This is a genomic window from Micromonospora lacuserhaii (assembly GCF_036902735.1).
Classification (GTDB): Bacteria; Actinomycetota; Actinomycetes; order Mycobacteriales; family Micromonosporaceae; genus Micromonospora.
This window is the reverse complement of the sequence record NZ_JBAKHO010000128.1, coordinates 1-973: the sequence shown is the minus strand read 5'-3', so window position 1 is coordinate 973 and position 973 is coordinate 1. Positions and strand designations below refer to the sequence as shown.

The 973-nt window shown below is 69.8% G+C and carries 1 protein-coding gene; it reads left to right on the top strand.

All coding sequences use genetic code 11. The features are described 5' to 3' along the window. Window positions 1-292 precede the first annotated feature (292 nt). Window positions 293-961, top strand: a complete 669-nt coding sequence (locus tag V6U81_RS29050) for a C39 family peptidase (protein ID WP_334494242.1) — start codon at window positions 293-295, stop codon at window positions 959-961. Window positions 962-973 lie beyond the last annotated feature (12 nt).

The window sequence follows — 973 nt, the reverse complement described above, 5'->3', positions numbered from 1 at the left end:
TACCACCGCGGCTCCCTTGCCCGGCAGGTAAGCCCGACAAGCCGAGGCCCGTTGGAATGCGGAGCCGGCCGGGCCGGTTACATCCCCCGCACCACCCGAGCAGGCCGATGGAATGCCCGGCCCGCCACCACGGTTACACCCCCCGGACACCCGAGCAGGCCCCCGAGCCGCCGGCCAGCGCCCCGCGCAGATCCCCCCGATCGCCGGGCCGTCCGATCGACTTTCCCCCTCGCGCGGCACACCGCACCCCCCTGCGATGTGCGCGCACCCCCGAACAGAGGAGCACGCCATTATGCGTACCGATCTGATCCGCAAGACCGCCCTCACCGCCGCCGGGCTCGCCTTCACCGGCGGCGCCATCGCCGGCCCCATGACCGCCGCCCACGCCGCCCCCGCCGAGACCGGCAAGCCCGCCACGTCGACGCTGCAGGGCGACCGCAAGCCCGCCGGCGAGCGCCAGCTCAAGGTCAACTACGAGGCCCAGCCGAACTTCTACTACTGCGGCCCCGCCGCCACCCGCAACGCCCTGTCCGTGCAGGGCAAGAACATCAACGTCGACACCATGGCCAAGGAAATGGGCACCACCGAGGACGGCACCAACAGCATCAACGACATCACCCCCGTCCTCAACAAGGAAACCGGCAGCAAGGACGCCTACCACAGCGTCGAGATCCGCACCCCCAAGGCCGACGACAAGCAGACCGACACCCTGCGCACCGACATCGTCCGCACCATCGACGACGGCCGCGCCGTAGTCGCCAACATCGCCGGCACCACCACCGACACCGACGGCGGCGTGCACTCCTTCGAAGGCGGCCACTACATCAGCGTCACCGGCTACACCAACAACGGCAAGATCGTCACCATCGCCGACTCCGCCAACCCCGACACCGCCAGCTACCAGATCACCGTCGACAACCTCGCCGACTGGATCGCCACCCGCGGCTACACCACCTCCTGACGGGTGCGCACA